Source organism: Synechococcus sp. MU1648 (genome assembly GCF_023630615.1).
Lineage (GTDB): Bacteria > Cyanobacteriota > Cyanobacteriia > PCC-6307 > Cyanobiaceae > Parasynechococcus.
Window position 1 is genome coordinate 1 of sequence record NZ_JAKUHI010000016.1, and the last position, 26510, is coordinate 26510.

General features: G+C 60.5%; 30 protein-coding genes. 19 read left to right on the forward strand and 11 right to left on the reverse strand.

What is annotated here, in order from left to right; translation table 11 throughout:
- The 4 genes from ffh to NCN06_RS11985 all read left to right on the forward strand — a co-directional run.
- Window positions 1-1292 (forward strand): signal recognition particle protein (ffh, locus tag NCN06_RS11970; protein ID WP_250398977.1); only part of this gene is annotated, 1292 nt, incomplete at its 5' end.
- Window positions 1293-1371: 79 nt separating this feature from the next.
- Window positions 1372-1764: a 30S ribosomal protein S16 gene (gene rpsP / locus NCN06_RS11975; protein ID WP_226397847.1), complete on the forward strand. Its 393-nt coding sequence runs from the start codon at window positions 1372-1374 to the stop codon at window positions 1762-1764.
- Between the two features lie 8 nt (window positions 1765-1772).
- The gene (locus tag NCN06_RS11980) at window positions 1773-2768 is read left to right on the forward strand and encodes a PhoH family protein (protein WP_226397846.1); all 996 of its coding nucleotides are present in this window, start codon (window positions 1773-1775) and stop codon (window positions 2766-2768) included.
- A 68-nt stretch (window positions 2769-2836) separates the two neighbouring features.
- Window positions 2837-3568 (forward strand): Bax inhibitor-1/YccA family protein, encoded by a 732-nt coding sequence (locus NCN06_RS11985; protein WP_115092958.1) that lies wholly within the window; start codon window positions 2837-2839, stop codon window positions 3566-3568.
- A gap of 53 nt (window positions 3569-3621) precedes the next feature.
- On the opposite strand, the gene NCN06_RS11990 is transcribed toward NCN06_RS11985, so the two are convergent.
- Complete coding sequence (locus NCN06_RS11990) at window positions 3622-4143, reverse strand: sll1618 family protein (RefSeq protein ID WP_226397845.1); 522 nt, start codon at window positions 4141-4143, stop codon at window positions 3622-3624.
- A 62-nt stretch (window positions 4144-4205) separates the two neighbouring features.
- Here NCN06_RS11990 and era point away from each other — a divergent pair, with 62 nt between their 5' ends.
- Window positions 4206-5141 (forward strand): GTPase Era, encoded by a 936-nt coding sequence (gene era, locus NCN06_RS11995; RefSeq protein WP_226397844.1) that lies wholly within the window; start codon window positions 4206-4208, stop codon window positions 5139-5141.
- An 8-nt stretch (window positions 5142-5149) separates the two neighbouring features.
- Here the strand turns inward: era and gltS are convergent, their stop codons facing one another.
- Window positions 5150-6379, reverse strand: coding sequence for a sodium/glutamate symporter (gene gltS, locus NCN06_RS12000; RefSeq protein WP_226397843.1), 1230 nt, complete (start codon window positions 6377-6379; stop codon window positions 5150-5152).
- Window positions 6380-6444: 65 nt separating this feature from the next.
- Here gltS and NCN06_RS12005 point away from each other — a divergent pair, with 65 nt between their 5' ends.
- Genes NCN06_RS12005 through larB form a run of 5 tightly spaced genes read left to right on the forward strand, consistent with a single transcriptional unit; the run spans window position 6445 to window position 10166 of the window.
- Complete coding sequence (locus NCN06_RS12005; RefSeq protein WP_226397842.1) at window positions 6445-7347, forward strand: phytanoyl-CoA dioxygenase family protein; 903 nt, start codon at window positions 6445-6447, stop codon at window positions 7345-7347.
- A gap of 21 nt (window positions 7348-7368) precedes the next feature.
- Entirely contained in the window at window positions 7369-7830 is a 462-nt protein-coding gene (locus NCN06_RS12010) for a phycobiliprotein lyase (RefSeq protein ID WP_226397841.1), read from the forward strand.
- Window positions 7831-7836: 6 nt separating this feature from the next.
- On the forward strand, window positions 7837-9051 hold the full coding sequence (gene trmD / locus NCN06_RS12015) for a tRNA (guanosine(37)-N1)-methyltransferase TrmD (RefSeq protein ID WP_226397840.1): 1215 nt from the start codon (window positions 7837-7839) through the stop codon (window positions 9049-9051).
- Window positions 9052-9105: 54 nt separating this feature from the next.
- Window positions 9106-9495: a TIGR03792 family protein gene (locus NCN06_RS12020; RefSeq protein WP_370629803.1), complete on the forward strand. Its 390-nt coding sequence runs from the start codon at window positions 9106-9108 to the stop codon at window positions 9493-9495.
- Complete coding sequence (gene larB / locus NCN06_RS12025; protein ID WP_226397838.1) at window positions 9492-10166, forward strand: nickel pincer cofactor biosynthesis protein LarB; 675 nt, start codon at window positions 9492-9494, stop codon at window positions 10164-10166. The genes NCN06_RS12020 and larB overlap by 4 nt, the downstream gene beginning before the upstream one ends.
- 4 nt (window positions 10167-10170) lie before the next feature.
- On the opposite strand, the gene NCN06_RS12030 is transcribed toward larB, so the two are convergent.
- The 5 genes from NCN06_RS12030 to NCN06_RS12050 all read right to left on the reverse strand — a co-directional run bounded on the left by NCN06_RS12030 (window position 10171) and on the right by NCN06_RS12050 (window position 13804).
- Window positions 10171-10314, reverse strand: coding sequence for a DUF8633 family putative protein (locus NCN06_RS12030; RefSeq protein WP_170952137.1), 144 nt, complete (start codon window positions 10312-10314; stop codon window positions 10171-10173).
- A 119-nt stretch (window positions 10315-10433) separates the two neighbouring features.
- Complete coding sequence (locus tag NCN06_RS12035; protein WP_226397837.1) at window positions 10434-11381, reverse strand: DUF1517 domain-containing protein; 948 nt, start codon at window positions 11379-11381, stop codon at window positions 10434-10436.
- Between the two features lie 18 nt (window positions 11382-11399).
- Window positions 11400-11618: a sulfur carrier protein ThiS gene (gene thiS / locus NCN06_RS12040; RefSeq protein WP_166016773.1), complete on the reverse strand. Its 219-nt coding sequence runs from the start codon at window positions 11616-11618 to the stop codon at window positions 11400-11402.
- Between the two features lie 3 nt (window positions 11619-11621).
- Window positions 11622-12680 carry a thiamine phosphate synthase gene (locus NCN06_RS12045; RefSeq protein WP_226397836.1) on the reverse strand — a complete coding sequence of 353 codons (1059 nt, stop codon included), beginning with the start codon at window positions 12678-12680 and terminating at the stop codon, window positions 11622-11624.
- A 134-nt stretch (window positions 12681-12814) separates the two neighbouring features.
- On the reverse strand, window positions 12815-13804 hold the full coding sequence (locus NCN06_RS12050; protein WP_226397835.1) for a bifunctional riboflavin kinase/FAD synthetase: 990 nt from the start codon (window positions 13802-13804) through the stop codon (window positions 12815-12817).
- A 6-nt stretch (window positions 13805-13810) separates the two neighbouring features.
- Here NCN06_RS12050 and NCN06_RS12055 point away from each other — a divergent pair, with 6 nt between their 5' ends.
- Window positions 13811-14371 carry a DUF3611 family protein gene (locus NCN06_RS12055; protein WP_115023707.1) on the forward strand — a complete coding sequence of 187 codons (561 nt, stop codon included), beginning with the start codon at window positions 13811-13813 and terminating at the stop codon, window positions 14369-14371.
- A gap of 606 nt (window positions 14372-14977) precedes the next feature.
- On the forward strand, window positions 14978-15724 hold the full coding sequence (locus NCN06_RS12060) for a phycobilisome rod-core linker polypeptide (protein ID WP_226397834.1): 747 nt from the start codon (window positions 14978-14980) through the stop codon (window positions 15722-15724).
- Between the two features lie 322 nt (window positions 15725-16046).
- Here the strand turns inward: NCN06_RS12060 and surE are convergent, their stop codons facing one another.
- A complete protein-coding gene (gene surE / locus NCN06_RS12065; protein ID WP_226397833.1) occupies window positions 16047-16856 on the reverse strand; it encodes a 5'/3'-nucleotidase SurE in 810 nt (269 codons plus the stop codon).
- A 71-nt stretch (window positions 16857-16927) separates the two neighbouring features.
- Here surE and pheS point away from each other — a divergent pair, with 71 nt between their 5' ends.
- Entirely contained in the window at window positions 16928-17935 is a 1008-nt protein-coding gene (pheS, locus tag NCN06_RS12070; RefSeq protein WP_226397832.1) for a phenylalanine--tRNA ligase subunit alpha, read from the forward strand.
- Between the two features lie 149 nt (window positions 17936-18084).
- Window positions 18085-18696: a ferric reductase-like transmembrane domain-containing protein gene (locus tag NCN06_RS12075; RefSeq protein WP_166016767.1), complete on the forward strand. Its 612-nt coding sequence runs from the start codon at window positions 18085-18087 to the stop codon at window positions 18694-18696.
- A 26-nt stretch (window positions 18697-18722) separates the two neighbouring features.
- Here NCN06_RS12075 and NCN06_RS12080 read toward each other — a convergent pair whose 3' ends face one another.
- Window positions 18723-19643, reverse strand: coding sequence for a hypothetical protein (locus NCN06_RS12080; RefSeq protein ID WP_115024291.1), 921 nt, complete (start codon window positions 19641-19643; stop codon window positions 18723-18725).
- 47 nt (window positions 19644-19690) lie between these two features.
- A complete protein-coding gene (locus NCN06_RS12085) occupies window positions 19691-21571 on the reverse strand; it encodes an NHL repeat-containing protein (RefSeq protein ID WP_350223196.1) in 1881 nt (626 codons plus the stop codon).
- Between the two features lie 258 nt (window positions 21572-21829).
- On the opposite strand from NCN06_RS12085, the gene NCN06_RS12090 reads away from it, so the two are divergent.
- Genes NCN06_RS12090 through NCN06_RS12100 form a run of 3 tightly spaced genes read left to right on the forward strand, consistent with a single transcriptional unit; the run spans window position 21830 to window position 23937 of the window.
- Window positions 21830-22738, forward strand: a complete 909-nt coding sequence (locus tag NCN06_RS12090; protein ID WP_226397830.1) for an NAD(+) kinase — start codon at window positions 21830-21832, stop codon at window positions 22736-22738.
- The gene (locus tag NCN06_RS12095) at window positions 22735-23412 is read left to right on the forward strand and encodes a winged helix-turn-helix domain-containing protein (RefSeq protein ID WP_226397829.1); all 678 of its coding nucleotides are present in this window, start codon (window positions 22735-22737) and stop codon (window positions 23410-23412) included. The genes NCN06_RS12090 and NCN06_RS12095 overlap by 4 nt, the downstream gene beginning before the upstream one ends.
- A gap of 6 nt (window positions 23413-23418) precedes the next feature.
- A complete protein-coding gene (locus NCN06_RS12100; protein ID WP_226397828.1) occupies window positions 23419-23937 on the forward strand; it encodes a DUF192 domain-containing protein in 519 nt (172 codons plus the stop codon).
- Here the strand turns inward: NCN06_RS12100 and cbiE are convergent.
- On the reverse strand, window positions 23869-25128 hold the full coding sequence (cbiE, locus tag NCN06_RS12105; RefSeq protein WP_226397827.1) for a precorrin-6y C5,15-methyltransferase (decarboxylating) subunit CbiE: 1260 nt from the start codon (window positions 25126-25128) through the stop codon (window positions 23869-23871). The two genes, NCN06_RS12100 and cbiE, sit on opposite strands and share 69 nt — an antisense overlap.
- A 32-nt stretch (window positions 25129-25160) precedes the next feature.
- Between cbiE and NCN06_RS12110 the strand changes: the two genes are divergently transcribed.
- Together NCN06_RS12110 and NCN06_RS12115 are read left to right on the forward strand one after the other, a co-directional pair.
- Window positions 25161-26234: a sulfotransferase family protein gene (locus NCN06_RS12110; RefSeq protein WP_226397826.1), complete on the forward strand. Its 1074-nt coding sequence runs from the start codon at window positions 25161-25163 to the stop codon at window positions 26232-26234.
- Window positions 26231-26473, forward strand: a complete 243-nt coding sequence (locus NCN06_RS12115) for a DUF8678 family protein (protein WP_115092861.1) — start codon at window positions 26231-26233, stop codon at window positions 26471-26473. The genes NCN06_RS12110 and NCN06_RS12115 overlap by 4 nt, the downstream gene beginning before the upstream one ends.
- The last annotated feature ends 37 nt before the right edge of the window (window positions 26474-26510 follow it).

The following is a 26510-nucleotide window of genomic DNA, read 5'->3' on the forward strand; positions in this document are numbered from 1 at the left end:
TCGGCGCTGAAGTGGTGCGAGGGGTCAACCCGGATCAAAAGTTCATCCAGGTGGTCCATGAGCAGCTGGTGGAGGTCATGGGGGGGGATAACGCTCCTCTGGCCAAGGCGGCCGAGGCTCCCACCGTCGTGCTGATGGCTGGCCTCCAAGGTGCGGGTAAGACCACCGCCACGGCCAAGCTTGGTCTGCACCTCAAGGACCAGGGACGTCGAGCCCTGATGGTGGGTGCCGACGTCTATCGACCAGCGGCTATCGAGCAGCTCAAGACGTTGGGTGCCCAGATCGATGTGGAGGTGTTCAGCCTCGGAGCTCAAGCCAAGCCAGAGGACATCGCCGCGGCTGGCTTGGCCAAAGCGAAGCAGGAGGGGTTCGACACCCTCCTGGTGGACACCGCCGGCCGTCTCCAGATCGACACCGAGATGATGGAGGAGATGGTGCGGATCCGTTCCGCCGTGCAGCCCGATGAGGTGCTGCTGGTGGTGGATTCGATGATTGGCCAGGAGGCGGCCGAGCTCACCCGTGCCTTCCACGATCAGGTGGGCATTACTGGAGCAGTTCTCACCAAACTCGACGGTGATTCCCGCGGCGGTGCGGCCCTCTCGATCCGCAAGGTGAGCGGTCAGCCGATCAAGTTCATCGGTACTGGCGAGAAGGTGGAGGCGCTGCAGCCGTTCCATCCCGAACGGATGGCCAGTCGCATCCTCGGCATGGGTGATGTGCTGACGCTGGTGGAGAAGGCCCAGAAGGAGGTCGAACTTGCCGACGTCGAGAAGATGCAGAAGAAGCTTCAGGAGGCGACGTTTGACTTTTCTGACTTCGTGAAGCAGATGCGCTTGATCAAGCGCATGGGTTCGCTCGGTGGCCTGATGAAAATGATCCCGGGCATGAACAAAATCGATGACGGCATGCTCAAGCAGGGAGAGCAGCAGTTGAAGCGCATCGAGGCCATGATCGGCTCGATGACACAGCAGGAGCGGGAAAACCCCGACTTGCTGGCGAGTCAACCCTCAAGACGACGGCGGATTGCCAGCGGCAGCGGTCATCAGCCCGCTGATGTGGACAAGGTGCTGGCCGACTTCCAGAAAATGCGTGGCTTCATGCAGCAGATGAGTCAGGGCGGTATGCCAGGAATGGGTGGCATGCCCGGGATGGGCGGTATGCCTGGAATGCCAGGGATGGGTGGAATGCCAGGAATGAGTGGCATGCCTGCTGGCGGTGGCCGCCCCGGTCGCGGCGGACCGCCCAAGCGGCAGCGACCGGCCAAGAAGAAGAAGGGCTTCGGGGATCTGTGAAGGCGGAACGGTATGGTGGTTGTTTGGCGGGCGTTTAGGCGCCGCCGGACCACCTCTTTTCCTTCATTCCAGGGCCACGATGATCAAGCTCCGCCTGAAGCGGTTTGGCAAGAAGCGGGAAGCGAGCTTCCGCCTCGTGGCCTGTAACAGCACCTCTCGTCGGGACGGTCGTCCCCTCCAGGAGCTGGGCTTCTACAACCCGCGGACGAAGGAAACACGTCTCGATACCGAGGCCATCCGTGAGCGTTTGGGGCAGGGTGCCCAGCCCACCGATGTCGTGCGTACGCTGCTCGAGCGTGGCGGTCTTCTTGAAAAGACCGTGCGTTCTGCAGAAACTGTCGGTAAGGCCAAGCAAGCGGCCAAGCGTGAGGCTGATGTCAAGCAGGCCGCTAAGGATGCTGCTGATGCCAAGGCTGCTGAAGCTGAAGCGGCTGCTTCCGATTCCGCTGAAGCCGAATCCACCGAGGGCTGATCATTCCGGTGTCTGACGACGGCGAACGCGGCCGTTTCGTTCTCGACCTGCCTGATCCCGATGCTGCATTGGCTTTGGCCGGTGAAGCAGAAACAACCCTGCATCGCCTCGAAGCTCTGACAGGAGCCTCCATGGTGTTGCGGGGTCTTCAGTTGGTGATCACCGGGCGTCCGACGCAGATTGAACGGGCTGCTGCGGTTGTGGAACTGGTGCGCCCGATCTGGCAGGAGGGTCAGTCGGTCTCTTCGGTGGATCTTCAATCGGCTCTTGGAGCCCTCAACACCGGCCGCGGCGATGACCATGCCGCCATGGGGGAGCAGGTGTTGGCAAAGAGCCAAAAGGGCAATCTGCTGCGACCGCGCACCCTGCGACAGAAGAAATATGTGGATGCCATGGAGCGCCACGACCTCACCTTTGCGCTCGGGCCTGCGGGCACAGGAAAAACCTTCTTGGCCACAGTTCTTGCTGTTCGGATGCTCACCGAACGCAAGGTGGAGCGTTTGATTCTCACCAGGCCGGCTGTCGAGGCTGGGGAGCGCCTGGGGTTCCTGCCGGGCGACCTTCAGCAGAAGGTGGATCCCTATCTGCGCCCGCTCTATGACGCCTTGCATTCCCTTCTTGGAGCGGAGAAAACAAGCGTGCTGTTGGAGAAGGGGGTGATTGAGGTCGCTCCGCTGGCCTACATGCGGGGCCGCACCCTCAGCGATGCCTTTGTGATCCTTGATGAAGCTCAGAACACAACGCCTGCCCAGATGCGCATGGTGCTCACCCGTCTCGGAGAGCGTTCTCGGATGGTGGTGACGGGCGACATCACACAAGTGGATCTTCCAGCCACCGTGCAGAGCGGTTTGGTGGAGGCCTCCGACGTTTTGGATGGTGTGGAAGGCGTGTCTGTCTGTCGTCTCACCTCGGCCGATGTGGTGCGTCACCCCCTTGTCCAGCGGGTGGTCGAGGCCTATGCCCGACGGGACGAACGCAAAACAGCCAAGCCTCAGCGTCGATAGGGACATCCACACTCCAATCCCTTGTCATCGCTGGCAGGATGTGTGGAGTCTTTGGTGACCTGGTCGACATGCCAGCAAGCAGCAATTTCCAGGAGGCGATCCGCCAGGCGCAATCCAGCGCCCTTGTCGGGCCCAACGTTGTCAATAAAGCGCTGCCCTACGTCGGTGGCGGCATGGTGCTCACCTCTATCGGGGTGATCGGTGGTCTTTCGATGATGGCCACCCCGCTGTTCATGCCCCTGTTCTGGGTGGCAGTGATCGGCAACCTGGTTCTGTTCTTCGTCGCGCAGAACGTCGCGATGAAGGGGAACAACGCGACAGCCTTGCCGCTGTTGTCGATCTACAGCCTGATCACCGGATTCACCCTGAGCGGTCTCGTGGCCTTCGCTGGAGCCGTCGCCGGTATCGGTGCGGTTGGCACCGCTGCCCTGGCCACCGGCATCACCTTTGTGATTGCGTCGATCGTTGGCCGTCGCATGAGCGATTCCGTTGGTCAGGCCCTCTCCGGCGTGGTTGGCCTCGGCTTGATCGGCCTGATTCTGGCGATGGTCGTCCAGTTCATTGGAGGGATCTTTGCCCCCACCATCTTCCATGGCACCAGCTTTGAGTTGATGATCGCAGGCTTTGGCACCGTGCTGTTCGTTGGCGCTGCTTTCGTCGACTTCTACACGATGCCCCGCTCCTACCGGGATGACCAATACCTGGCAGGTGCCCTGAGCATGTACCTCACGTACATCAACCTGTTCATCTTCATCTTGCGCCTGATCATCGTGCTCAACGGCGGTGGTCGTCGCGACTGAGGTTTTGACCGAATGTCTTCTTCGCCCCGGCTTGTCCGGGGCTTTTTTGTGGCTCAGCCCTCTGCCACGGCATAAACGCTGTCTCCGATGGCTTGCTTCTGCTCAGCGTCATATCCCCACTTCTTCAGGAAGGGGACATCCTCGCCGCGGTTGTCGAGGGCTGCGGCCAGCAGTTGCTCCAGGCGCTCTTTCACGTCTGCCGGTTCCAGAAGCCTGAGCAGTTCGATGCAGCGGCTGGTGACCCGCTCAGAACCGGCCTGCTGAGCTGTATCCCCCGAGCGTCGGTGCTGAACCGCCATGGCGGTGCTCATGGCCAGATTGCGGACGCTCAGATCAACCACTCCATCACCAGCGCTGCGCAGTTGTCCGACAACGGCGTCGGGCAACCGATCCATGAGAACACTGTCTCCCGCAAGGCTCACCACAAAAAATCCCCGGGCGCCATCGCGGCTGGCCACCATTTCACCGATGCGGTCGGCCAGCACTTCATCACTGATCTCCTCGTTGTCCCATTGCTGCAGCCAAGCCGCAGTGATCTCCATGGCCTGCTGGAAGGTGGGCTGCTGGTCCGCCATGGCCCTCTCGAAATCCTCACCTCAGGCTATTGAACGATTCAACGGCGGCGCAGACTTGGGGTATGCACCCAACTTCGCTACCAGAGGATTATCGCTCTGGCTTTATCGCACTGATTGGTCGCCCGAACGTGGGCAAATCCACTCTGTTGAATCAGCTGGTGGGGGAAAAAGTGGCTATCACCTCCCCTGTGGCTCAGACCACGCGAAACCGCCTGAGGGCGATCCTCACCACTGAGATGGCTCAGATGGTTCTGGTGGACACCCCTGGCATCCACAAACCCCACCATCTGCTTGGGGAACGACTGGTGAAGAGTGCACGCAGTGCCATCGGTGAGGTGGACCTGGTGGTGCTGCTTCTGGAGGGGTGCGAGCGCCCAGGGCGGGGCGATGCCTTCATCGTGAATCTGCTGCAGCAGCAGTCCTTGCCGGTGTTGGTGGCCCTCAACAAGTGGGACAAGGTGGCGGAGGGGCATCAGTCCGCGGCGGAGGAGGCTTACAACGCCCTTCTGCAGGAGACCAACTGGCCGGTGCATCGCTGCAGCGCCCTGTCAGGAGATGGTTGCGCCGAGCTCACAGCAGCGATGGCAGCTCAGTTGCCCTTGGGGCCACAGCTCTATCCGCCTGAGATGGTTTGCGATCAACCGGAGCGGGTGCTGCTGGGGGAACTCATTCGTGAGCAGGTGCTTCTCCACACGCGAGAAGAGGTGCCCCACAGCGTCGCCGTCACGATTGATCGAATTGAGGAAATGCCGGCCAAGGGCAAAGGAACGGGGCGGACCGCAGTACTGGCCACGGTTCTGGTGGAGCGCAAGAGTCAGAAGGGAATCCTGATCGGCAAAGGCGGGGCGATGCTTAAAACGATCGGTCAGGGGGCGCGTCTGCAGATGCAGGTGCTCATCGATGGCCCGGTGTATCTGGAGCTGTTCGTCAAGGTGGTGCCGGATTGGCGAAGCAAACCTGCCCGCTTGGCTGAACTTGGGTACACAGGGAACCACTGAACGCTTCCTTAGAGCTGGCCGATGAATCCGGGGATCAGGAATGCATTGACCAGATCCAGAAAAAAGGCAGACACCAGCGGAACGATCAGAAAGGCCCGCGTCGAGGCTCCGTATTGCTGCGTCACAGCCGTCATGTTGGCCATGGCCGTTGGTGTGGAACCGAGGGCGATCCCGCCAAAGCCCGCGCAGATCACAGCTGCGTCATAGGTCCGTCCCATGAGCCGGAACACGAGCAGCAGGTTCACGGCCAGAGCGACGATGAACTGGGTCAGCAGGATCATCAGCAAGGGCAGGGCAAGACCGACCAAGGTCCACAGCTGCAAGCTCATCAGGGACATGGCCAGGAAGATTCCCAGGGACAGTTCACCGATCAGATCGAGCGATGGCGATTGACGGGGCCAATGGAAAACAGCGCGCTCAGATCGCTCTGCTGGGAGCAGATTCGAATACAGGATGCCCACGAGCAAACAGGGCACGAACAGCGGCAGTTTCACTCCGAGGGCGGCAATGCCACCGTTCAGCACCGTGCCGGTGATGATGCAGATGTTGATGGCCAACAGGGCCGCCAGGAAGGAGGTCATGTCGATCTGCCTTCTTCCAGGCAACGGATCTTGTTCGTCGTTGGCTTGGCCTCTTTGGCTCTGATCTTCAGCCGTTGAGCTCGGACAGGGAATCTGGAAACGACGAATCAGGAATTGGGCGATGGGTCCGCCGCTGGCACTGGCCAGCACCAACCCAAAGGTGGCCGCTGCAATGCCGATTTCCATGGCACTTTCAATCTGGAACGTGTCCACAAAGCTCGGAGCCCAGGCAATTGTTGTGCCGTGTCCACCAATTAGTGACACCGTTCCCACGAGCAGTCCCGTGGCCGGATGCAGCCCCATCAAACCCGCCATCGTGACTCCGATGACGTTCTGCAGCGTCATGTAGCCGATCGTTATGCCCAGAAGAATGAACAGTGCCGGTCCGCCTCGGAGAAGGTCGCTGAACCGGGCATTCATCCCCACCGTGGTGAAGAAATAAACCAGAAGAAAGTCCCGCGAATCAAGGTTGAAACTGAGTTCGGGCCCACCCATCACATGCAGCAGGGTCAGGAGGATGGCCACAAGTAGGCCCCCCGATACGGGCTCTGGAATCGAATAGTTCCGTAACGCCTTGAATTCGCGGTTCAGGCGTTTCCCCACGAACAACACGAGAAAGCCGGTGGTGGTTGAAACCAGCGGCGAGAGTTCAATCACAGCAAAGGAATCGACCTTTCAACTTCAAGGTATGAACGATTCCTTGAGCGCGTAATGTCGCGCTCATGCTTTCGTTGCTGACCCGCACCAAGACCTTTCGAGATCCGTGGGTGGGTCACCCTGGCCTGAACCGGCGTTGGCAGCTGCATCGACACCGCGTCCAGCTGGCGGAGACGCTTTGCCTCTGGAGACGCCTGCTTCGCCCAGTTCAGCTGGCCAGCCTGGAGCGGGATGGCTTTGTTGTGCTGGAGAACTTTCTGCCGCAACACGACTTTGATGCCTTGCGTGACGAGGTGGAGGCTGTGGTCAGTTGCGCGTCACGCTCCCATCCAGCACCAGACAACACCCGGCCTGGCTTTCGCCCGAAACAACCCTTTCCTGGAGGTTTTGACCGTTTCGATGGTGGAACCCTCAACCGTTTTCTCCACATCGATCCCGAGCAGATGCCTCGGGCCGCTGCCTTTTCCCGCGATCAGCGGCTCCATGAGGGATCGCGCCAGATCATTGGGCTGCCCATGAATCCGCACAAGCTGGACATCTACCTGACGGTGCATGGCGAGGAGACCCGGACGCATGATTTGCAGAAGGATCTGCATCGCGACACGTTCTTTCGTGCTCTCAAGTTCTGGTTTTTTCTGCGGCCGGTTCAACGCCAGGACGGACCCTTCGAATACGTGCCGGGCAGCCATCGCCTCGATGCGCCTCGCCTGCGTTGGGAGCAGGCCACGGCCACCGCTGCCGCTGAACAACGGCGGCAGCCGGATGTCTCTGGATCGTTCCGCATTCGTGAAGAATCCCTGGCAGAGCTGGGTCTGCCCAAGCCCGTTGCCTTGACCTGCCCAGCGAACACCCTTGTGCTTGCGGATGTCTTCGGCTTTCACCGTCGTGGTGCTGCCGCCCAGGGACAGCAGCGGCTTGCGCTTTATGGCTGGAACCGCCCTTATCCCTTTCTCCCCATCAGCTGGTGACCCGGCTGAGAAGATGGTCTGATGAGCGAACAAGCCTTTCCCCCGGAAGACCCTGCCTCCTTTCTGAATCTCTGCGACGGTGAGTGGATGAGCCTTCGCAGCTGTTTTGAGCTGGCTGCCGGAGGTGATGACGACTGGCACAGCAGCGAGCGGGGTGAACTCACTGTCCGCTGCGTGGCAGAGCAGGGGGCTCTCGGTCAACTGCAGGTGCAGGCCCCTGGAGGGACCTGCAGCACCCTTACCTTCGCCGCTGATGGAAAGCTGATCCTGGATGGTGATGCCCCTGGTAGCTGGAGGTTCTGGCCCGACGGCAGCATGGAGTTGAACCTCAGCCGGGCCGACGGGGTGTGTGTGCAGGAGAGGATCTGGTTCACGCGGGTCAACCTGCGCCTGCGCAGCACCACAGCTGTTGATGCGCAAGGAACACCGGTTCAGGGCAGTTTCTGCACGGACATCCGAAGGGTGTCCAAACCCGCGGCCTGAGGCGGCATGGCGCCCTATCGCCTGGATGTGGTGAGTCTGGCGCCGCAGGCGTTTGCCCCTCTGCTGGAGCTGGGGGTGATCGGGCGTGCCTTCAAGGCAGGAATTGCCGAGTTGCACCTGCATAATCCCCGGGACTTCGCCACGGATCGCCATCGCAAGGTGGATGACGAGCCCTATGGCGGTGGTGCCGGCATGGTGCTCAAGCCGGAACCGGTGTTCGCCGCGATGGAGGAAATCCCCCGTAGCTCCCGCAGTCGGGTGCTATTGATGTCACCACAGGGGCGTCCCCTGCAGCAGCAGGATTTGCAGCGTTGGTCTACCGACCACGATCAATTGGTCTTCCTCTGCGGACACTACGAGGGGTTCGACGAGCGGATTCGCGGTTTGGCGGATGAGGAGGTGTCGATGGGTGACTTCGTCCTCACCGGCGGTGAGCTGCCGGCGATGACGGTGATCAACGGTGTTGTTCGCCTACTTCCCGGCACGGTGGGGACGGCTGATTCGCTGGTGGAGGAAAGCCACAGTGCACTCCTCCTGGAACACCCGCATTACACCCGCCCCGCTGACTTTCGCGGCATGACGGTTCCCGACGTGCTGCGCAGTGGCGACCACGGTGCCATCGCCCGATGGCGTCAGGAGCAGCGGGAGCAGCGGACTCGCGAACGGCGGCCCGATCTGTTCGCCCGCTGGCAGGCCGCAACAATGGATATTCCTTTCGACCCCCTAGACCCCGGCATGGAGCTGCGCATCGGCAACGGATACGACATCCATCGGCTGGTGCCCGGACGGGCCCTCATCCTCGGCGGCGTGAGCCTGGAGCATCCCGACGGTCTTGGTCTTGATGGTCACAGTGATGCCGATGTGCTGGTGCATGCCGTGATGGATGCGTTGCTCGGGGCCCTAGCCCTTGGCGATATCGGCAAGTACTTCCCACCGACCGATCCCCAATGGAAAGGAGCCGACAGCTTGAAGCTGCTGGATCAAGTGGTGAAGCTGGTGAAGGAGCGCGGCTGGTCGGTGGTGAACATCGATGCAGTGGTGATTGCCGAGCGTCCGAAGCTCAAACCGCATATCGCGGCGATGAGCAGCACGATGGCATCAACCATCGGAATTGCCGCTGACGCTGTGGGTGTGAAGGCCACCACGAACGAAGGCTTGGGTCCAGAGGGACGGGAAGAGGGCATCAGTTGCCAGGCTGTGGCACTCCTGCAGAGGAGCTGAATCGTGCATCGACTCAGGCTTGTTTTGCTTAGGGTCATCGGACCTTGTTTGGCACTGGTTCTGTTGTTGGGAGGGATTTCGGAGGCACGGGATCAGGCATGGGCCGACCTTCAAGTTGGTGACAAGGTGGCCGTGATTGAGCACCTGCGGCTGAAGGTGCCCCAGGAGAGTCGAGAGGATTGGATGGTTGCGGAACGCGGCAGCTGGGAGCCTTGGCTGAAGCACCAGTCGGGATTTTTGGGTCGTGATCTCTTCTGGGATCCGGCAACTGAGGAGGGGACGCTGCTGATTCGTTGGAGCAGTCGTGAGGCTTGGAAATCCATTCCTCCTGCGGAGGTGGAGAGGGTTCAGGCGCGCTTCGAGATGCTGGCCTGTGAGCAAACGGGACAGAACCAGGGCAATCCCTTTCCCCTTGTGTTTGAGGGAGAACTGTTGCCGCAGTGAACACCCCTGATGCTCGTCTTGATCTGCGGCGCCGCCAGCGGTTGGGCATGGTTGAGGCCATCTGGGGGGAACACAAAACGGCCGATCAGATCATCGCCATCCTCGAGACCTTCGCCACAGCAGGAGAGTTGGGGCTCGTGACCCGGGTGGATGCCAAGAAGGCGGCACGGGTGTTCGAGATGTTGCCGGAGGTTGAGCTGCACCCTGATGCCCGCTGCCTGACCTTGGGCGCTTTGCCTCCTGCACCACCGCCTCCTGCTGAGGTGGTGGTGCTGAGTGGAGGCAGCAGTGATCGCACTGTGGTGGCTGAAGCCGCTCTTGCCCTGCGTTGCCATGGCATTGGCGTTGACCCTGTGATGGATGTTGGCGTTGCCGGATTGCATCGCCTTCTCGATCAACTTCCCCGTTTGGCAACGGCTCGGATCCTGATCGCCTGCGCGGGAATGGAGGGTGCTCTCCCGACGGTACTGGCCGGTCTTGTCTCCCAACCGGTGATTGGCGTCCCGGTCTCGGTTGGTTATGGGATCAGCTCAGGGGGGAGGACCGCTTTGGAAGGGATGCTCGCCAGCTGTGCCCCCGGGTTGACGGTGGTGAATATCGACAATGGCTACGGTGCCGCGATGGCTGCATTGCGGATCCTCAGAGGATTCGAGCCCGCTGAATTGGGCTAATTATTTAGGCGGCAGCAGCAGCAGGTGGATCAATCTGGCCCAGTCGCTGGAGCTCGGCAGAGTTGCGGTCGCACTCCACGCGCAGCAGTGCATTTACAAGAGCATCCAGATCAGCCCGAGCCAGCTCGCCATCTTGTTGCCATTCCATGGAGCGGGGGTCGGGGGCCAACGCCGGAAGTCCAAATTTGGTTATCAGCAAATTAAGACTGATTCTTGAGAAGGAATACCCAGAAACCCAGAAAATCGGCGAAGAAAATCTTTAGTTCTTCAGAGGTGCTGCAGGTTGGGGTAGGCGGTGACGAGGTCGTTGGCGCTGAGCACATCACCGCGCCCCTCCGGTTGCCAGATCACTTCGAGGGCCATGAGTTCAGTAGAAGCCGTGGAACCGAGGATGCGCAGGGTCTGGCGCAGATCTTCACCGGTGTCAGCTCCACCGAGCTTGGCCGTTGCCGTTGACGCGACGAGAAGCGTCACGACGATGAATTCGTTGGTGGCATCTGCCTCGCCAGCGCTGCTGCTGGTGTCGCTCATCCGCTGACCACCGACATTGCTGGTGAGCTCAGCGTCCAGTTTGCTGCGCTCGTTCATGGAGAGGCGATTGAAGGTCGATTCAGCGGAGCTGAACGGAACACTTCCACTCTCTGCATTGGCGTAGACCCAGAGGTCCGGTTGGCGTAGCAGGGCCAGGGTTGTTTCCTGAAGCAGCCTTTGGAGGCCGGCTGAACTGCTGGTGTCGGAGGAGGCAGCCAAAGAGCGCAGATCGTCCTGAAGGGATTTGGCACTGGCCAGCAGCCCCACTTGCACCTGAATCATGTTCACGTTGCGCGGCATGGCTGGAGCTGCTGCCGCACCACCGATGGCGGGAGCACCGCCGCCGCCCCGGACGGCGTTCACCAGCACACCCGCGATGGCCATCAGGATCAGCAGCCCAAATAGACCACCCCCACCGAAGCCAAAGATCGGAATGATGAAGGGGAAGCCCATCCCCCCGCCGCGGTAACCACCTCCGCGGTATCCACCGCCGTAACTACCGCCGCTGGATCGGGGCATCGAAGGAGCGCGGAAACTACCCCCTCCCATGCGTCCACCGCGGGCAGCATCAGCTGGTTGTGCCTGGAACAGACAGAGCCCCACAAGCACAACAGGCAGCAGCAGTGATGCGAGCAGTCGTCGGGGTCGTGTCAACAGTCGGGGGGTGGCCACAGCAGCGCCCACAGCATCAGTGAGGCGACTCTAGGAACCACCACCCACGATGGTGACGATCTCAAGGGTGTCGTCATCCTTCACCAGGATGCTGTCCCAACGGCTGCGGGAAGCGATGACGCCGTTGTGCTCGGCGACCACCAGCTGGGGGTTGTTGGCGAGCTGTGCAACAACGGCTGCCAGGGTTGCGGGTGCCGGCGCTGGATCCAGAACGCGGGTTTCGCCGTTGACTTTCAGGGTGAGAGACATAGCTCAGAACTTGGCATGGTCCAGGTGCTGGAGCAGTTGCCGACAGGCCTGCCCGGTGTCATCTGCATGCATGATTGCGCCGATCACCGCCACGCGCTGGCCTCCAGCCGCAATCAAAGCCGGAAGGTTGGTAGGGGTGATCCCACCAATGGCGAAGACGGGGCGTTGGCTGGTCGCCGTGGCATCACGCACCGACTCCAGGCCAACAGGAGATCGCTCGGGTTTGACGGCCGTGGAGTGGATGGGGCCGAAGCCGAGGTAGTCGATCGGCTCCTGCTGAGCTTGATGAACCTGATCGATGCTGTGGGTGCTGCGGCCCAGAAGACGCGCGGAACCCAGCAGAGCGCGTGCCACCTCGCTGGGCATGTCCTCCTGGCCCAGGTGCACCCCATCTGCATCGACCGCCAGGGCCAGATCAACACGGTCATTGATGATCAGCAGCGCCCCGAATCGGGTGCAGAGCTGCCGGAGCTGCTGGGCCTCTTGCAGACGTTCGCGATCGTTCCCCGCTTTGCAGCGGTACTGCACCATGCTCACCCCGTTCTGCAGGGCGGCCTGCACCCGATCGCTCAGGTCATCGCAGGGGGTTGTGATCAGGCAGAGGCGACATTCCTGAAGCTTGGTGCGTCGCCTGGCCCGCAGGGTGGCGTTGAGGCAGACCACCTCCAGGTCGTAAAGGCCGTAGCGGATCACAGCGGCTTCAGCGGCCAGGGCAGGGTCGATGTTGCGTCCGTACTCCTCCAGTACACGCAGCGCTTCCTGCACCCGGGCGCAGTTGGCCGCCACCACGTGATCGGGGCTGTGGCGGTCGAGTTGGGCTGGATGCTCCAGACCAGCACCGGTGTCGGTGCTGGTGGAGCGGGCTTGCTTGTAGCTGTCGTGATGGAGCCGTCCCAGCCGTTGTCGCCAGTCCTTGAGGCGCACCACCAGATCCTGCTGCTCCAGGCCGAAGCGGCACCAGTCCTCGACAACCCTTAAGCCTTCCCGGGCACGGTCGAGGTTGGCATCGATCAGGCGTGCCACTCGTGTATCCAGGGATGTCTCGCTAGGGGTCGGATTCATGGCACCCTGTGGGCAACGGTTTCTGCGTCGGTCATGGAGAACGGTGGTTCTGAAAGCACCATGCACGTTCTGGTCTGGGGAATCGTTCTTCTCGGTGGCATCGGCGTGTTCATCGTCTGGGGTCTGGTGAATGCCTATCCGACCGTGGCCTGAGAGCCTGTCTGAAGGATCTCGCGGGCTTGGGCTGCGTCGCGGCCGATCTGGCTGCTGAGCTCCTCGAGTCCATTGAACTTTCTCTGGCCGCGTAGGCGCTGCACCGGCTCGACGCCCAGGTGCCGCCCCTCCAGCTCCAGGCTCTGATCCAGCAGGTGCACCTCCACGGCAGAGGGAGATGTGGGATCGATCGTGGGTTGGGGGCCGAGGTTCATCACGGCTGGCAGGCGATCGCCTGCCCCATCCAGTTGGGCCCAGGCGGCGTAGACACCGAGCCCTGGAAGTGCTTTGCGGCCATCCACCTGGAGATTGGCGGTGGGCCAGCCCAGTTCTCGCCCCAGGCCTCGGCCCCGCACCACCCGGCCCTGAAAGCGGTAGGCCCTGCCAAGCAAGCCTTTGGCTGCATCTAGATCTCCCTGCTCGAGGGCTGCGCGGATTCTGCTGCTGCTCATCCGGCCCTCACGGTCTTCAACGATGGGCACGACCTTCACCTCAACGCCCCCGCGAGCGGCGAGCCGTTCCAGCATCTCGGCGTCACCCCGCCGCTGATGGCCGAAGCGGAAGTTGGTGCCCACCGCAATGCGCCTGGCCTGAAGGGTGCTCAATAGAACGGTTTTGACGAACTCTTCCGCACTCAGCTGAGCGAGCTCCCGGGTGAAGGGCACCAGCACGAGCTGCTGGATGCCAAGGGGTTCAAGCAGGGCGAGTTTTTCGCTCGGTAGATCCAGCCTCAGGCGTGCTTCGCCGAACAGCACCTCACGGGGATGGGGCCAGAAGCTCACCACCGAGGGAACGGTCTCCTCTGGGATGCCCTGGATGGCCTCATCGATCACACGACGATGGCCCGCGTGCAGGCCATCAAAACTCCCCAGGGCGAGGGCTGTTGGCCGACGGGCCTCCTCTGGAGAGCAGAGCGGAATCAAGGAGGTGCAGAAGGTGCGCTTTGGTGGCAAGTTTGAACGACCGAGCATCAGGGCATGGCCGACCGCCTCGATTTCCAGAAGTTGTCCTTCGGCGTGCGTCGGATGGGATGGATCCGTTTCTGGATTCAGGTGGTTCTCGGCATCGTTGTGGTGGGTGTTCTCCTGTTCAACAACATTGGCGGCAGCCTGGCCCGCAATTCCGAACGTGCTGTCGGGCTAGGGCCTGGCCTGTCGCTCACCTCCCTGGCCTTCCTCGTGCTGCTGTTCAGCCTCTGGCAGGGCTGGCTGATCGTTCGTGCCGGTCGGGCCATCGACAGTGCTGCCCGACCCAGTCGGGGGGAGGTGGCACGGCTGATCAAGCGGGGGTTGCTGGCGGATCTGCTGGGCCTCACCTTCGCCACGATCGGCTATCAGGCCCTCGCCGGCAGTCTGTTCGTGCAGGCTTCGATGCAGACCCCCGGTATTGCCATCGGCGGCCGCGGCATGGCCGACAACCTGGCGATTACGTCATTGGAAATGCTGTCCGTGCTCAGCAACACCCAGGTGCTGTTCGCCCATCTGATCGGTGTGTTGTTCTCCCTGTGGCTGCTGCAACGGGTTTATCGCACGCAATGAATGGATCCCTTTGGCTCCGGTTGCCTCTCCATCAGTGAATGAATGCCTTAAGGCTTTTTCGTGGTTCTGATCTGGGGAGAGAGGCATCAGGTCGAGCCTCGATGATTGGGTTTGGTTGCAAGCCAAAGCTCTTCGCTTGACGTCTTGATGCGCAAATCTCGCTGAACTGTTGAAGGCTGAATTGGCCTGAGTCCAGGACTGTTTGGATCTTCAAAGCAGTCGCTTCTCAGTGATGCTGCAAGGCTTTAGGAAACTAAAGATAACTAATTATTCTTTAATTTAATTTTTTTTCGCGTTCAGAGGAAATTGTTGTTTCACAACTAAGTTCTCAATGCGCTCCCGTTGGAGTTGCGCCGTCAACGGTCTTTCGTGCTCGCAATTGCTTGGCAAAGGCTTTCAGTAATTCTGCTTTAAATGAACGCTTCCCTCTCACCCAAGTACAGGTTCGGCGCTGAGTCCAAGTCAATGGACGTTGGTTTTGCGTCGTCTCAGGCCCGCAGGGGGATGAGTCCAGCCGCTCTGACGAATGCCGAATATCTGAGGCAATCGTGTGCACAGATGCGTATTGGTATCGGCCCAAGGGACCATGTTGAGTGTCCGCATCGGGTGACGTTTGATCGTTTTTCTCCGTCAGATGGAGAGGCTCTGCGCGAGTGTATTGATGCCGCATACCGGCAGGTTCTGGGTAATGCACATGTCATGGCCTATGAGCGTTGTGATTCGCTTGAAGCAGAATTCGCCGACGGACGTCTTTGTGCTCGAGAGTTTGTTCGTCATCTCGCCAAGAGTGAGTTGTATAAATCCCGTTATTTCTTTAAGGTTTCTGCGTACAGAGGGATTGAGTTGAATTTCAAGCATTTGCTTGGCCGACCACCTCTTAATCAGCAAGAAATTATTAGTTCAGCTGCAATCCAAGCTGAGCATGGGTTCGATGGGCTGATTGACTCCATTATTGATTCTGCTGAATACACAGAAGTCTTTGGGGATCATATGATTCCTTATGTTCGATCGTTCACTTCTGCAAGTGGAATGTCGATGCAAAACTTTGTTCGAATTGCGGCTCTTGAGCAAGGTTTTGCAAGCAGTGATCGATCGAAAGGGAGCGATAGCTTGCTCCGTAGCAATCTTGCTGGCGGAGTATCCATTGCTATTCATGTGCCGCCGGCGCCAGAATATGTACAAATGTCTGCTGCGTGGCTGGGAGGCAAGCCACCCGCAAATTATGAAAAGCTGTGGCGTGGTTTGGCTCTCGTGGGTGGTGCTCACCTCGCTGGAATGCTCGTGAATGTAGTGTCACAAATGCTTGGCATTCACGCACTCGACCGAATCCCTGCAATGTTCCTTGGTCTTTGACCTGACCTTTTCAGCCAATCCTGGGTGCAAGCCACTTGATCGGTTTGCACCCATGAGAAGTCAAAAGTCATGGCAAAACATCTGGCTTAAGTCCTTGTGAAAGGCCTTTGAGTTCTGCACGCACTGCGGCTTGTCTGCTCAGTCAACTCTTTCCCAGTTCAGTTGTGTTGTGCGTCGATGCCTCTCATCGATCCCCTTTCGTTTGTGCAGAACGCTGTTGGTTGTAATCGTCTGTCTGGCTTGATTCTTTGGGACGTTTTCTGTTGTCCTCCAGGCGCTAAACAGTTTCTGACTCCCTGTCAGCAACTGTTGGAAAGTCGATCTAGCGCACCAGCTGATCGTTGAGCTTGAGATTTGGGAGGCCGTTGAGTGGCCCCCGCCAGAACAGGTCGGGTTGGATCGGCGTGAGGGAAGGGGAATTGGTATGGATCTGGGCCACATCGCTGGGCCAATCCCGGGGGCCTTCACCGGCCGATTCCAAATCCTGCACCGCTTCCCCGGCCAGCCAGTAGTAGGCGCGGCCCCGGGGGTCTTCCCGGCGGCTGAATTGCTCGTCGTAACGCCGGATTGAGAGACGGGTCCAGCGCAGTGCATTCATCTCCTCCCTGGAGCAGGGGGGGATGTTGAGGTTGAGCAGAAGGTTTTCGGGCCACTGGTCTTCGATGGCCTGTTCACTCACTTCCATGGCCAGGTCGGCGGCGGCTTGGAATTGACGCCATTGGAAGCAGGCGCTGCTGACCGCAAGCGAACGAATGCCTTCCAGGGTGCCCTCCATGGCTGCTGCAACGGTGCCGGAACAGAACACGTCTGTTCCAAGGTTGGGGCCGTGATTGATGCCGGAGAGCACCAGGTCCGGCTTCTCCTTCACCAATTCGAACAGGGCAAGCTTCATGCAGTCGGCAGGGGTGCCGCTACAGGCCCAGGCGGTGACTCCTGGAGCAAACAGTTCGTCGGCTCGCTCGGCACGGATGGGCGTCTGCAGGGTGAGGCCATGGCCGGTGGCGGACCGTTCCTGATCCGGGCAGACCACCGTCACCTGATGGCCACGGGCTGCCGCAGTAGCGGCCAGGGTTCGGATGCCGTCGGCGAAGACCCCATCGTCGTTGCTGATCAGGATCCGCAGCGGGGCCATGGCGGTATTTGCACTGCGGTGAACCTAAGCGGCTTGGCTGCTTACAGTCGGCAGCTGTCAGACACGTCCCTGTGAGCGCACCGGTCACCCTGCAGCAGCTCACCGATCAACTCGATGCCCTCGAGCAGCAGGCTGCGGCCGAGATCGCCGAGGCGGCCGATGCCGCTGCGCTTGAGCAGCTGCGGGTCGGGCTGCTGGGCAAGAAAGGTCGCATTTCCGGTGTGCTGGGTGCCATGGGCAAGTTGCCGGGTCAGGAGCGCCCCCTGGTGGGTCAGCGCGCCAATGTGCTGAAAACGCAGGTGCAGACACTGTTGGGCGAGCGGCTTGAAGCCGTGACGCAGGTGGCCATGGCGGAGCGGATTGCCAAGGAAATTCTGGATGTCACCGCTCCGGCTTCAGGGGTGCCGATGGGGCATCGCCATCCCCTAATCACCACGACAGAAGAGATCGTCGATCTGTTCCTGGGCCTCGGCTACAGCGTGGCTGAGGGGCCTGAGGTGGAGCAGGACCACTACAACTTCACCGCGTTGAACATCCCCGAGGATCATCCAGCCCGGGACATGCAGGACACCTTCTATCTCGGGGCTGACCTGCTGATGCGGACCCACACCTCACCGGTGCAGATCCGCCATCTCGAACAGAATCCGCCGCCGGTGCGCATCGTGGCTCCCGGGCGCGTGTATCGCCGGGACGCCGTCGATGCCACCCACTCGCCTGTCTTCCACCAGGTGGAGGTACTGGCCATTGATGAAGGGCTGGATTTCAGCCATCTGCGCGGCACGGTGATGGCCTTCCTCAAGGCCTTTTTTGGAGACCTGCCGGTGCGCTTCCGGGCCAGCTACTTCCCCTTCACTGAGCCCTCAGCTGAGGTGGATGTGCAGTGGAGAGGCCGCTGGCTTGAGGTGATGGGCTGCGGCATGGTCGATCCCGCTGTGCTGGAAGGCCTTGGGCTGGATCCTGAGCGTTACAGCGGTTTTGCTGCAGGTCTGGGGGTGGAGCGGTTCTGCATGGTGCGTCACGGCATCGATGACATCCGCCGGCTTTACACCAGCGATCTGCGTTTCCTCGAGCAGTTCTGAGGGGTAAATACTGTTTTTCAGAGGCGCTGACTCTGAAGCTCGAACAGAGCCAAGCTTTTCTCCGCTCCCTGCTCTCCTCGGTGCTGTCTTCGACTTGCCGTTGGCAACGCTGAACAGCGTGTTTAAAAAAGAGATTTAGGGGAGAGTCGATGGCACGTCTTGGCTGGCGACTGACCGCCTTGGCGACGCTCGCGATTGTGGCGGGTCTGGCGCTGCATTTCGGCGTCTCTGGTTGGACGTCAACGTCAGTCGCGGCAGGCATCGATGCAACGGGACGTAGCTCCCTGGTTCTCTTTTCGATGGCCTTTGTGGCTTCGAGTGTGCAACGCCTCTGGCCGTCATCCCTGAGTCAGTGGATGCTTCAAAACAGGCGCTGGATCGGGTTGAGTTTCGCGTCGTCCCACGCGATTCATCTGGCCTTGATCCTTGCGATGTCTCTGGATTTTCCGGATCCATTCCTGAGTGAGCAGCCCGCAGGGAAGTGGCTGGTTGGGGGTGTGGCGTATCTGTTGATTGCCTTGATGGCCCTGACGTCGACGAATGCGGCCCAGCGATGGATGGGCATGAAGCACTGGAAGCGATTGCACGTGATTGGCTCCTATTGGATTTGGGCTGAATTCGCCCTCACGTATGTGAGCCATGTGAAGAAAGGGCCAGCTGATTTCTATGCACCTTTTCTTGTGTTCACCCTGGTTCTTTTGGTGATCCGCTGGGTTGGCCACATCAAACCCAAAAGCCCATTAAGCCCCGTGAGTGGATAAACACTCAGGTCTCCCTGGATAAAAGCTCAGTCAAACAACCAGCGGAATCCCATTGAAACCCCGTTTTGTGTGGAGGAGTAGGCGTCGCGTCCGTTGTGGGCTGAGTAGTCGATCCCGAAGTAGCGATAGGCCAGGGAAATCTGGGCGGAATTGCCCAGGGCGTAGGCCACACCCGCCTCGATGGTTCCTGACAGATCCTGTTTTCCGTTGAGCCCAAAACCACCGGCATCCATGGCCAGGAAGGCTTGCCAGTCTTCACCCAGAGCAAGGGTGGTGTTCATGCCAACGAGGGGCTGCACCCAGGTGTTGTGCCACGTCTCACTGGCTGCATCGGCAATGTCGCGTTGAAGCTGCCTTGAGGGAAGGATTCCCTCGACGGTGACGTCGTCTTTGAACGACACGTCCATGTCCAATGAGGCGTCGATCAATCGCATCCCTGCAAAGCCAATGAAGCTGACCGAACCTGGCGTCATCTTTGGCTTTTGAATCTCACCGGCGCGGTAGCGCAGGGCTAGATCAAAAATGGTTTGCTCGGTGTCGGTGACCGACTTAATCGTTCCCTTGGAGTTGACCCTCCGCTCCGGCAGGAGCGGGTGGCGTTCGTTCTGAATGGGGTTCGAGCTGTTCCAGGACGAGACCGTCTCGGATGTGCTGAAGCTGAGATGGTCCAGTCCTGCTTGCAGGCCAAACCGCCCTTTCTCAACAGCCACCTTGCCGCTGAACACACCGGTGAGCATGTCCAACACATCGCTGAGATCCAGCGTTTCTTTGGTGCTGTTGTTGTCCAGTGTGGTTTTGGAGTGGGTTTCCAGGGGGAAGAACCCGTAGGCCTCCACATACACGCGGGTGTCGTTGTCCTTGTCTGCGGCTTCTTCTGCGGTAGATGGCAGTGCAAGCGGAGCAAGTAAACAGGCAGTGGCGAGGCCAAGCAGGCGGTTGAGACGCATCGGGGTTTGGAACGGAAGAAATCTGACGATTGAGGCCAACGAAGCCATCAGCGTGGCTTGCGCACAGGACCCATGAGGGGGTTCTGAACCGGTCCGGCAACGCCATAGGTCACAACGAATCCCTGCCCCCCTCCAAATGTGGAGGTGCGACCCCTGTAGGTGGGGTTGATCACGACTTCACCATCGAACCAGTTGTTGGCGCTCCAGAGATTTCCAGCGTCATCAACGATCACATCGGTGGTCATTTGAATAACGCCGCTTTGGTAGTTGTGAATCACATCCCCGGTGGTTTTTCCTGCGGGGCATGTGGCGGGATTGACGCCGCAGATGTGAGTCAAGCTTTGACCATATAAATTGCCGACCCAGACATTGTCATTGCCGTCGATTGTCACACCCCATGGGATATAAGCGGTGCCTTTGGCGATGTCCTGCTTGAGAACTTTCATGTCGGGTGAAATCAACCCAACCATGCCAGTTTGCGTGATGTTGGGGTTGGTCAAAAGGTATTCAGCACCGGCCTCAAATTCCTCCATGATGGTCTTGGGTTGTGGTGCATTGGCCGGGATGTTGGGCGGCATTTTCGCGCCTGGAGGTAGTGCTCCTTGAGGAGAATTGGATTGCTGGGCAATCCACACGTGCCCTGTTGAGTCAACGGCAACACCACGTGCCCCAAGGTTCACTTCGATCGTTTTGGCCTGATCAGGAGTGTCCCCTGGAAACACGGTGAGTTTGTTGTTGTAACTGCTGCTCACCCACACTCTGTTTTGCGCGTCAACGGCAACACCGAAGGGTGCTTGGAGGCCATCAATTGTGATTCGTTCCCCTTGGGTGTAATCGCCACCTGGGAAATGAATCATGTGGTTTGCGGTGTTGTCGGCAATCCATACATCTCCGTTGGCGGCTGTGGCGACGCCCTGAAGTTGACCCACTTCCCCATCAATGGTGGCTGGCCCGAGGGCTTTGCCGTCTTTGAGGTCGAACACCCCAACCATGTTGTTGAACGCACCAACCCAGGCATATTTTTCTGAGACGCCAGTCCCCCAGCCCACACCGTTGATGCCTTGGCCGTTGTAACCGCTAATCGCTGGCGAGAGGGGTGTGCCACCGGGGCCGAAGTGGGTCACACCTCCGCCGATGTTGTTCACAACGCCGGATTGAGATCCCGGCATCCAGTTGGTTCCACTCCACATGCTTCCTTTGCCATCAAACATCAACTTCCCGAGCCCTAAAGCACCGCCACCGTTAAAAACCAGGGAGAGGGAAAAGCTTTTGGGTTGAAACAGCAAATAGGGAGCGGTTGCAGTTGTGCGCAGCTGTGTCGCTTTGTTGACCGGGTAAGAGCTTTGGAACAGCTGATAGAGCGCTCCGGCGTTCTTCCAGGGTTGTTGGGCGATGGATGTCATCGCCGATAATGTGTTCTCTGAATTTGTCAGTGTTAGCAGCTGATCGCATGCTCGAGATTGCGTCGGTTGCCCGCACAGAGCAATCAGATCTGAGAGCACATTCATCCGAGCTGCAGTCTCAGAATTCAGCAGGTTGGTGCTCTTCAGCAACGTCGCGCCAAAGCGTCCTGTGCTCTGGTCCACCAGGTTTTCCACTTGGCTCGATCCGATCGCTAAGGCGCTTTGGCTCCCTTCCAAAGCTGTGCCTTCAAGCAGCTGAGCATTGGGCCAAACCGAACCAACGGTAGTGAGCTCGTTGATGGCCACCTGCTGATGCTCATCTCCGCCGAGCACCGTGAGCATGGTGAGTTGGTCGGCGCTGGATCCGCCGATGTCGCCCCCCTGGGCCACGAGATAGTGGACGACCCCTTGCGTTGCTCGAACGTTGACACTGAACGCACCGCTTTTGTTCGAGCGATGGGTGCTCAGTTGTTTGGGGGATTGCCCGGCTTGGGTTTGCCAGAGGGTGATGGATGAGTCGCTCACGGGCTGACCCTTCAAAGAGATCTGCCCTTTCAAGGTTGAATGCCCTCGGGCTTCGACAGATCCAGTTGCGGTCCCAAGAGCCAGTGCACTCAGGGCGAGGACCTGTCCAAGCGTTTTGAAGGCTTTCATGGACGTCAATACGTTTTTTTTTGGTCTAGGGAGAAAAAGAAATTTGCGCAGCGTTTCGATCCAGATCACGGACGGATGGGCGCATGCCAAGTCCCATAAGCTGAACCTGTTCTTTACAGGCTGCGATCAGTGCCCCGGATCGGACTGATCGTCAATGACGGCAAGCCGCTGGCGGTGCAGACGGCGGACACCATTCAGCAGCGCCTGGAGGCAGCCGGCCATGCCGTGGAGCGCGCCAGCAGCTCTGGGGGCATGGTTGGCTTTGCCAATCCCGATCAGCATCTACGTCTGAGGGGCTACGGCGCCTGCGTGCCTCAGGGCTTCGACCAATCGATGGTGTTGGCCATCGTGCTCGGTGGTGACGGCACGGTTCTCTCCGCAGCGCGTCAGACCGCCCCTGTCGGGATCCCGATTCTCACGATCAATACAGGTCATCTGGGATTTCTGGCGGAGGCCTATCTCGACGATCTCGACCGGGCCCTCGAAGTGGTGCTCACCCAGCAATGGACGATTGAAGAACGCAGCAACCTCGTGGTGAGTGTGATGCGGGGTGATCAGCGCCGCTGGGAGGCGCTGTCCCTCAACGAAATGGCGCTGCATCGTGAGCCGCTTACAAGCATGTGTCATTTCGAGATCGCCATTGGTCGTCATGCCCCGGTGGACATTGCTGCCGATGGTGTGATCCTCTCCACGCCGACGGGATCCACGGCCTATGCCCTCAGCTCCGGTGGGCCGGTGATCACGCCCGATTGTCCGGTGCTGCAACTCACCCCGATCGCGCCCCATTCCCTGGCGTCCCGCGCTCTGGTCTTCAGTGACCGCGAACCTGTCACGGTGTTTCCGGCCACGCCGGAGCGCCTGATGATGGTGGTGGACGGCAGTGCTGGTTGCTATGTCTGGCCCGAAGATCGGGTGTTAATTCGTCGTAGCGACAATCCCGTGCGCTTTGTGCGCCTCGCCGACCATGAGTTCTTCCAGGTGCTGCGCAACAAACTGGGTTGGGGTCTGCCCCACATCGCTAAACCTGAGCGGGAATGAACGCTGATCCCCTGTTGCTGTTGGCAGGCCCGTCGGCGATATCCCTGGCGCCCCGTCTGGCTGCATCCGGCTACGCCACCCTCGACTGGCTCAGTGCCGGGCCTTCGGCCCATGCCCCTGAACCGGGTGAATCCCCTGTGGCTGCCGTGCTGGCGGCCGATCAGGCCGCTTTGATTCAGGATCTGCGCAACCGTTTCGGGGCCATGCCGATCCTGCTGGACCTGGAACGCGACAGCGTTGAAGCACGCGCCGCCTGCCTTGGAACCGGCGCCGACGATTTCTGGCTGTCGGAGATAGGGCCCAGCGATCTGTTGTTGCGTCTGCGCTTGCACCGCACGATTCAGCAGCGGTCGGGTCAGCGCCCGGCGCTGCTTCAGCTCGATGATCTCAGCGTTGATCCCACCAGCCGAACGGTGCGCCGGGGAGGGCGTGTGGTGGCGTTGACGGCCCGTGAATTCATGCTTCTGCAGGTGCTGTTGCGGCGGCGGGGCCAGGTGTTGAGTCGCGACGCGTTGCTCCGGGAGGTCTGGCAAGGGGAGCGGTCCAGTAGCAATGTCGTTGAGGTGTACGTGCGTTATCTGCGCCAGAAGCTGGAGGCCGGCGGTGAGCGCCGTCTGCTGCACACCGTGCGCGGCCGGGGCTACTGCCTTGGCCAGGTGTTGCCGGAGGCTTGAGCGGTCATGGATGCTCTGCCCTCTGAGCCGCCCCCACAGTGGCTGCCGATTGCCGCCCGCTGGTGTGTGGAGAACCAGCGCTGCATCGATCTCGAGGTGGCCCGCAGTTCGGAGCAGCAGCGGCTGGGGTTGGTGCAACGGCCGGCCCTGCCGCCTTTGCGGGGCATGTGGTTCCCCTTCTCCACGCCTCAACCGCAGCGGTTCTGGATGTTCAACACCCTCGCTCCTCTGGACATGATCTTTGTGCGAGATGGACGCGTGCTCGATCTGGTCCGGGCTGTTCCAACCTGTGCTGCGTTGCCTTGTCGCTCCTACGCCGCTGATGCGGATGGCAACGGACGAGCCGATTTTGTCGATGCGGTGATCGAAATCGGTGCGGGGGAGGCTCAACGCCTTGGGATTGACATCGGAGATCCGGTTCAGATTGAGCCGTTATGTCTTCGGACTGAGGCTGTTTCAGCTCCGCTTCGTTCCAGTCACGATCAAGGTTGGGTTCATCGGAGCCAGGCGTGTGCCGTCCCCTAGTGGTTGTCCTCGCCAGGCCTGCAGCTGTTGCACGCGCACCGCTAACCCGGCGTTCTCGAGCAGGGGCCGAACGCTGGCTAACCCCTCCAGGCTGGCCAGGGGAATCACGACAACGCCTCCAGACCGCAGACGCTCCACAACCAGCTGCAGCAAGCGCTCCCGTTGCGCCCCTCCGCCTCCGAGCAGAACACGATCTGGATGGCTGAGCTCCTTGGGAAGGGCGCCATTCATGACCTGGATGGCGTCTGCTTCCAGCACTACTGCGGGGCTGACGCCGAGCCGTTGCGCATTGCGCTGGATCAGTTGAGCGCCACCGGCGCGCCGTTCCACTGCCAGCAGTTGCAGCTGTGGACGCAGACGCAGAGCTTCCAATCCGACGCTGCCGGTGCCCGCCCCCAGATCCCAGAGCACGCCGTGCTCAGGCAAGGCGAGTTCGGCCAGCAGTTGGACGCGCACCTCCCGCTTGGTCATCAGTCCGGGGTGATCGCTGTGCTGCAGGTAGAGCCCGTCATCGAGCCCGAACAACGGCAGCTCATGCAGATCCGGCACGGCGGGTTCCCGTGCGATTAGCAGTGCAATCAGCAGCGGATGCAGATCCTCCGGCAGGGCCGTGCCTGGGGCGATCTGCTGCACCCGCTCATCGGCGTGCCCGAGGTTTTCGCAGAGCCACAGGTCTGTGCTGGCTTCAAGGCCGCTGCTGCGCAACATCCGCTGCACGGTGCTAGCGCCACCCTGGTTGGGGTCCGTCAATACCGCCACGGCCGCCGGTCGTTTTTGCAAGGCGCTGGCCAGGATCTCGGGGTCCCGTCCATGCAGGCTGACCCAGTCGGCGTCCTGCCAGGGGCGACCGATGCGGGCGAAGGCCAGTTGCAGCGATGTGGGGGCGGGATGAAACCGAAGCCGCTCCGCACCGATGCGGTCGCAAAGGATGCGCCCTAGGCCGAACCAGAGCGGATCACCGCTGGCGAGCACCACCACAGATTGTGCCGCCGGTCTTGATTGCAGGCTGCCCACGAGAGCCCGCGGGTCGTCGCTGCTGATCAGTTCCTGCAGGTCGTCCCCCAGCCACTCCCTTACAGCGGCTTGCAACCGTTGTGGTGCAGCAATCAGCGCGGCAGTCCGCAGCAGCTTCTGCTGTGGAGCGGGCAGCGAGGCTGGAGCCCCCGCGTCGGTACCGATCACATCGATCATCCCGTCATTCTGGTGTCAGGGTTTGTGGGGCTATGGCACGGGGAGACTTGCTGTGGGATCGCTTGGTTGCTGGAGGCTTCGTCCGCCCTGCGGTGCTGCTTCGAGGCTTGCAGCTTCGTCGCCCGGCACTCTCCTGCTGGAGGGTGAGCTTGGTGATGGGGATCAGTGGGCTGATGGTTGAGCCCCTGGCTTGGGTGCAGTCATGGCTTTTTGCACATCGTTTGCACAAGGCTGAGCTCCCGGATGATCCGATTGTGGTGATTGGTCACTGGCGCAGTGGCACGACGTATCTGCATCAGTTGCTGGCCTCTGATCCCACGCTGGCGACGGCACGCAATTCGCTGACCATGGCGCCGCAGGTGGCGTTGCTGCTCAAACCCTGGATTCGTTCGGTACTCAAAGCGTTCATGACGCGGCAGCGGCCGATCGATGCGGTGCCCTGGGGACCGGACGATCCCCAGGAAGATGAGGTTGGTCTGGCACGACTCACCATGGACACCAACATGGCGGGGATGGCTTTCCCACAGGCCTACACATGGTTTTTCCGTCGCAACGTTCTGGGGTTGTCCCGTGCGTTTGAGCGAGAGTGGCTGCTCTTCACCAAGCTCACCTGGCTCCACGACGGCCCGGGCAAGACTGGTCTGCTGATCAAGAACAGTGCTCATTCCGCCCGGGTGGAGCTGGTGCTGCGGCATTTCCCCAAGGCGCGGTTCGTGGTGCTGTCTCGTGATCCGCAGGCTTCGATCCGTTCGCTGGTTCAGGTGAAGCAGCGATTGGGTGGCTTGGTGGGGCTCCAGCCCGTGCCCGATGCCGTGACCCAGGTGGAGGAAACGGTGGCGGCCCATCGCCAGCTGCTCCAGGCCTTTGAGGCGTCTCGGCATCGGATCCCTCAGGGTCAGTTGATTGAGCTGCCCTACGACGCGCTGGTCAGCCAACCCCTTGCGGCGGTGAAGCGGATTTATGACGAACTTGGGCTCAGCAGTTGGTTCGTGGCGGAGGCACCGATTCAGGCTCGGATTGCCCAAGCTCGGAGCTACATCGCCGATCCTGTGCCCCTGCCCGTTGAAGCGCAACAGCGCCTGCACGACTTGATGGAGGTGGCATGACCCCATCCCACGATCGCCGTCAGCGTTTGCATGAACTTGTGATCGCCCTGATTGCGCGGGAGGACGATCTCCCCTTGCTCGATCCTGATCAGCCCGACCTTGAGGGGGCGGCCCCCGGTCGTTGGCTGGATCAGAACCGGCGCAGCCTCCAGCGTTACCAATCCTTGGTTCGCACGGCGGTCACGCTGGATGCCCTGCTCGACGCCGAGGACAATCCATCACCCTTGTCCACGGGCTGATCTGAACCGCTGGCTGATCGCGGTAAACCTGGCAATC

Excerpts from the sequence above, each read along its gene's own strand:
- cbiE (WP_226397827.1), bottom strand. The coding sequence starts at position 25,128 with ATGATCGATGTGATCGGTACCGACGCGGGGGCTCCAGCCTCGCTGCCC.
- era (WP_226397844.1), top strand. The coding sequence starts at position 4,206 with ATGCACCCAACTTCGCTACCAGAGGATTATCGCTCTGGCTTTATCGCA.
- NCN06_RS12095 (WP_226397829.1), top strand. The coding sequence starts at position 22,735 with ATGAACGCTGATCCCCTGTTGCTGTTGGCAGGCCCGTCGGCGATATCC.
- NCN06_RS12050 (WP_226397835.1), bottom strand. The coding sequence starts at position 13,804 with ATGCTCGGTCGTTCAAACTTGCCACCAAAGCGCACCTTCTGCACCTCC.
- thiS (WP_166016773.1), bottom strand. The coding sequence starts at position 11,618 with ATGTCTCTCACCCTGAAAGTCAACGGCGAAACCCGCGTTCTGGATCCA.
- NCN06_RS12080 (WP_115024291.1), bottom strand. The coding sequence starts at position 19,643 with ATGCGTCTCAACCGCCTGCTTGGCCTCGCCACTGCCTGTTTACTTGCT.
- NCN06_RS12010 (WP_226397841.1), top strand. The coding sequence starts at position 7,369 with ATGAGCGAACAAGCCTTTCCCCCGGAAGACCCTGCCTCCTTTCTGAAT.
- NCN06_RS11985 (WP_115092958.1), top strand. The coding sequence starts at position 2,837 with ATGCCAGCAAGCAGCAATTTCCAGGAGGCGATCCGCCAGGCGCAATCC.
- NCN06_RS12110 (WP_226397826.1), top strand. The coding sequence starts at position 25,161 with ATGGCACGGGGAGACTTGCTGTGGGATCGCTTGGTTGCTGGAGGCTTC.
- rpsP (WP_226397847.1), top strand. The coding sequence starts at position 1,372 with ATGATCAAGCTCCGCCTGAAGCGGTTTGGCAAGAAGCGGGAAGCGAGC.
- trmD (WP_226397840.1), top strand. The coding sequence starts at position 7,837 with ATGGCGCCCTATCGCCTGGATGTGGTGAGTCTGGCGCCGCAGGCGTTT.
- NCN06_RS11990 (WP_226397845.1), bottom strand. The coding sequence starts at position 4,143 with ATGGCGGACCAGCAGCCCACCTTCCAGCAGGCCATGGAGATCACTGCG.
- NCN06_RS12030 (WP_170952137.1), bottom strand. The coding sequence starts at position 10,314 with ATGGAATGGCAACAAGATGGCGAGCTGGCTCGGGCTGATCTGGATGCT.
- NCN06_RS12075 (WP_166016767.1), top strand. The coding sequence starts at position 18,085 with ATGGCACGTCTTGGCTGGCGACTGACCGCCTTGGCGACGCTCGCGATT.
- NCN06_RS12100 (WP_226397828.1), top strand. The coding sequence starts at position 23,419 with ATGGATGCTCTGCCCTCTGAGCCGCCCCCACAGTGGCTGCCGATTGCC.
- NCN06_RS12115 (WP_115092861.1), top strand. The coding sequence starts at position 26,231 with ATGACCCCATCCCACGATCGCCGTCAGCGTTTGCATGAACTTGTGATC.
- NCN06_RS12055 (WP_115023707.1), top strand. The coding sequence starts at position 13,811 with ATGGCCGACCGCCTCGATTTCCAGAAGTTGTCCTTCGGCGTGCGTCGG.
- surE (WP_226397833.1), bottom strand. The coding sequence starts at position 16,856 with ATGGCCCCGCTGCGGATCCTGATCAGCAACGACGATGGGGTCTTCGCC.
- NCN06_RS12005 (WP_226397842.1), top strand. The coding sequence starts at position 6,445 with ATGCTTTCGTTGCTGACCCGCACCAAGACCTTTCGAGATCCGTGGGTG.
- NCN06_RS12045 (WP_226397836.1), bottom strand. The coding sequence starts at position 12,680 with ATGAATCCGACCCCTAGCGAGACATCCCTGGATACACGAGTGGCACGC.